Annotated in this window: 1 protein-coding gene; it reads right to left on the minus strand. The window is 67.5% G+C overall.

Annotated features, from left to right (window positions below):
- On the minus strand, nucleotides 1-4,952 hold a 4,952-nt coding region (locus AB4Y92_RS24990; RefSeq protein WP_441822072.1), incomplete at both ends, for an amino acid adenylation domain-containing protein.

Below are 4,952 nucleotides of genomic sequence, written 5' to 3' on the forward strand. Positions count from 1 at the left end.
CCGTCCAGCACCAGCGTCTCCACCTCGATCGTCGCTTCGCGCCAGACCACCTGCACCGGTTCGGGCAGGCCTTCCCACTGCACCGCGGTGCGCAGCACGTCGTGACGGTCGATCACCGTCTGCAGCGCTTCCACGAAGCCGTCCAGGCGTTCGCGCGAATCGAAGGCGAGCGTGGTCGACAGCAGGTAGGGGTCGCCCTGCTGATGCAGCAGGTGATGGAACAGGATGCCTTCCTGCAACGGTGCCAGCGGATAGATGTCCTGGATATTGGCCGCGCCGCCGGGAACGGCATCGACGATGCGGGCCAGTTGCTCGGCATCCAACGCCACCAGCGGCAGCATTTGCGGGGTCAGCTCGGTGCAGCCCGGCTCGATGCCGTTGGCCGGCACCGGCACCTCGCGCCAATCGCGTTGCCGCGCCTGCTCCACCGCCTGCGCCAGCGCCGACAGGGTCGGCTGCGCGAACAAGGTGCGGATATCGGCGTACAGCTGTTGATGGCGCATGCGCTCCATCAACTGCACGGCGAGCAGCGAGTGGCCGCCGAGTTCGAAGAAATGATCCTGGCGACCGACCTGTTCGACTTGCAGCAGTTCGGACCATATCTGCGCCAGCGCGGTTTCCACCGCGCCCTGCGGCGCTTCATACGCACGCTGCGCGTAGGCGTCGGCTTCCGGCGGCGGCAGGGCGCGGCGATCGAGTTTTCCGTTCGGCGTCAGCGGCAGGCGCTCAAGCGTCACATAAGCCGCCGGCACCATGTACTCGGGCAGTTCGCGCGCCAGCGCGGTGCGCAAGTCCGCGGTCTGCGGCAATGCCTCGCCGACCAGATACGCGACCAGGCGCTTGTCGCCCGGGCTGTCTTCGCGCGCGTGCACCACCGCTTCGCTGACGCCGGGCAGCTTCGCCAGCTGCGCTTCGATCTCGCCCAGCTCGATGCGGAAGCCGCGGATCTTGACCTGATGATCGTTACGGCCGAGGAATTCAATCGTGCCGTCGGGCAACCAGCGGCCGAGATCGCCGGTGCGATACATCCGCGCGCCAACCCGGCCAGCGAAGGGATCGGCAAGGAAACGCTCGCGTGTCAATTCGGGGCGATTGAGATAGCCGCGCGCCACGCCGGCGCCGCCGATGTAAATCTCGCCGGCCACGCCTTCGGGCACCGGTTCGCCGTGCGCGTCGAGCACGTAGATCGACATGTTCGCCAGCGGACGGCCGATCGACAACACGCCGGTCTGCGCCGAGCAATCCAGGACGCAGGCGTTGATGGTGGTCTCGGTGGGGCCGTAGGCGTTGGACAGCGCCGGACGATGGCCGTCGCGCGACCACCAGGCCTGCAGGGCAGCGGGACTGACGGTATCGCCGCCGATGATGATCTGGCGCAAGCCTGAGGGAATGGCGACGTCGGTCGCTTGCGCCAGCTGTTGCCAGAACAGAGTCGGCAGATTCGCCACGGTCAGCGCGTGTTCCGCGCACAGCGCGCACCACTCGGAGGGGCCGGTGATCCAGGCTTCGGTGCGCAATACCAGAGTCGCGCCGCTGAGCAAGGTGGTGAAGATTTCCTCGACCGATACGTCGAAGGTCGGCGCGACGAACTGCAGGATGCGATCGCTGGGCTGCAGAGCGTAATGCGCCTGCAGGGCGGTGATCTGATTGCACAGGCCGCGGTGCTCCACCATCACGCCCTTGGGCTGGCCGGTGGAACCGGAGGTGTAGATGACGTAGGCCAGATGCCCGGCGGTCACGCCCAGCACCGCGGTGTCGAGGTTGCGCTCAGGCGCCGACCGCCATGCTGGCGCGTCGGTGTCGATCTCCACCACCGTCAACGACTCGGCCGCGGACAGGTTCGCGCGCACCTCGCTGTGGGTCAGCAACACCTTCGGCGCGCTGTCGCTGAGCATGTAGTTGAGGCGCTCGGACGGATAGCTGGGGTCCAGCGGCACGTAGGCGCCGCCGGCCTTCAGCACCGCCAGCACCGCCACGACCATGTCGGGGCTGCGCGGCAGGCCGATCGCGACCCGATCGTCGGGGCCCACGCCCAATGTCCTGAGGTGATGCGCCAGGCGATTGGCCCGGGCGTTGAGTTCGGCATAGCTCAGGCGCTGGCCGCCCTGCTCCACCGCGGTCGCATCCGGGCTCGCCGCCGCCTGCTGTTCGAACAATTCGTGGATGCACTGCGCGTGCGGATAGGCGCGAGCTGTGTCGTTCCAGGTGTGCAGCACTTGTTGCCGCTCTGCCGCATCAAGAATCGCGATGCGCTCGATCGGCTGACTGTCGTCCTCGCTCATGCCGCGCAGCAAGGCCTTCAGATACTCGACGTGGCGCAGCATGGTGGCGCGGTCGAACAAGGCCGTGGCGTATTCCAGATTGCCCGCGATCCGGCCGTTCACTTCCTGCAGCCCCAGCGACAGATCGAACTGAGCGCTGCGATGCTCGCCTTCATCGAGATCGTGCAGCTGCAGCGCGCCCAGCTCCAACGCCGCCTGCGGCGTGTTCTGCCAACTGAACATCAGCTGGAACAGCGGGCTGTGCGCCAGCGAACGCGCCGGCTTGAGCGCTTCCACCACTTGTTCGAACGGCACGTCTTGGTGGCTCTGCGCCTGCAGCACCTGCTCGCGCACCCGCGCCAGCAGTTCGCTCACCGTCGGGTTGTTGCCGACATCCAGGCGCAGCGCCAGGGTGTTGACGAAGAAACCGATCAGCGGCTCGACTTCCACGCGCGCACGGTTGGCGACCGGCGTGCCGATCACCACTTCGTCTTGCCCGGCCAGACGTGACGCCAATGCGCTCCAGGCCGCCAGCAGCGTCATGTACAGCGTGGTGCCGTGCTTGCGCGACAGCGCCCGCAGCGCGTCGCTCAAATCTTCGTCCAGTTCCAGTTCCAGACTGGCGCCGGCGTATTCCTGCACCGCCGGCCGCGACCGGTCGCTCGGCAGGGTGATCAACGCGGGTGCGCCGGTCAGTTGCTCGCGCCAGTAAGACAGTTGTTTTTGTTGCAGATCGCCGCTCAGCCATTGGCGCTGCCACAGCGTGTAGTCAGCGTACTGCACCGGCAAGGCCGGCAGCGGATCGATCCGCGGCGACAGGCTTTCCAGGGCGTAGGCCCGGTACAGCGCGCTCAGTTCCTTGACCAGCACGCCCATCGACCAACCATCGGAGACGATGTGGTGCAGAGTCAGCAGCAGGACGTGTTCGTCCTCATTCATGCGCAACAAGCGGCCGCGCGCCAGCGGGCCGGCGGCGAGGTCGAACGGAGTTTCCACTTCGACCCGGCGCCACTGCGCCAGTTCGGCCTGCGGATCGGCGGCGGCGCTGACATCGTGCCGGCTCAGCGCGAAGGTCGCGTTGTCGTCGATACGCTGCACCGGCTGGCCATCGACCAGTTCGAAATGCGTGCGTAGCGCTTCATGCCGCTGCACGATCCGGTCCAGCGCGGCCTGCAGGGCCTGCGCATCCAGCGGGCCGCGCAAGCGCAGGCCGCCGGCCATGTGATAGGCGGCGCTGGCCGCTTCGTCCATGCGCGCGATGAACCACAGGCGCTGTTGCGCGAACGACAGCGGCAGGGTCCGCGGACGCTCGCCGGCGATGATGGCCGGCAAGGCCGCGCCTTGCTTGCTCGCGGCGACGCGGGCGAACTCGTGCAGCACCGGTTGCGCGAACAGGTCCGACAGCGCGACCTCCAGGTCCAGGCGCTGCTGCAGGCGCGCGGTCATCTGCAGGGCCAGCAGCGAGTGTCCGCCCAGGTCGAAGAAGTGATCTTCGCGGCCGACCTGCTCGATCTGCAGCAACTCAGCCCAGATCTGCGCGATCGCGGTTTCCAGCGGCCCCTGCGGCGCGGCGTAGACGCGCTGCGCGTAGGCCTCGCCTTCCGGCGCCGGCAGGGCGCGGCGGTCGAGCTTGCCGTTGGGCGTCAGCGGCAGGCGCTCCAGCGCCACGTACGCCACCGGCACCATGTAGTCGGGCAAGGACTGTTGCAGATGCGCGCGTAGCGCATTGCTGTCCTGCGGTTGTTCGCCGGCGACGTAATACGCCACCAGGCGCTTGTCGCCGGTGCCGTCTTCGCGAGCGTGTACCACCGCTTCGCGCACGCCGGGCAGCTTCGCCAGTTGCGCTTCGATCTCGCCCAGTTCGATGCGGAAGCCGCGGATCTTGACCTGATGATCGTTGCGGCCGAGGAATTCGATCGTGCCGTCCGGCAACCAGCGGCCGAGGTCGCCGGTGCGGTACATCCGCGCGCCCTCTCGGGCCGCGAAGGGATCATCGAGGAAGCGTTCGGTGGTCAGCTCGGGGCGGTTGAGATAGCCGCGCGCCACGCCGGCGCCGCCGACATGGATTTCGCCGGCCACGCCTTCGGGCACCGGTTCGCCGTGCGCGTCGAGCAGATAGATCGTCGTGTTCGCGATCGGACGGCCGATGTGGACGATGGCGCCGTTCGGATCGAGACGGCCGGAGGTCGCCACCACCGTGGTTTCGGTCGGGCCGTAGTTGTTGATCAACTCATACGGCAAGTTTTTCTCGGGCAGACGGCTGAGGCGATCGCCGCCGGTCAGCAGGCTGCGTAGCGGCTTGCCCGGCTGCGCGCGGCCTAGAGCGATTTCGGCCAATGCGGTAACGAGGAAGCTGCTGTGCAGATCCTGCGATTCCCACCACTGCAGCAACTTCATCGGATCGCCGGCGGAGTCGCGCGGCGGCAGGGCCAGGGTCGCGCCCATGTTCAGCGCCGGCCAGATTTCCCAGGTGCAGGCGTCGAAGGCGACACCGGCGGTGCTGGCGGTACGTTCGCCCGGCTGCAGCGGGAAGCTCTCGCTATGCCAGTGGATCAGGTTCGCCAGATTGGCGTGTTCGACCATCACGCCTTTGGGCTGGCCGGTGGAACCTGAGGTGTAGATGACGTAGGCAAGGTTGTTCGCGGTCACGCCGGCCGGATCGAGGTTCTCCGACGGATACGACTGCCACGC

The organism is Lysobacter sp. TAB13 (assembly GCF_052113885.1).
GTDB classification, from domain to species: Bacteria; Pseudomonadota; Gammaproteobacteria; order Xanthomonadales; family Xanthomonadaceae; genus Lysobacter; species Lysobacter gummosus.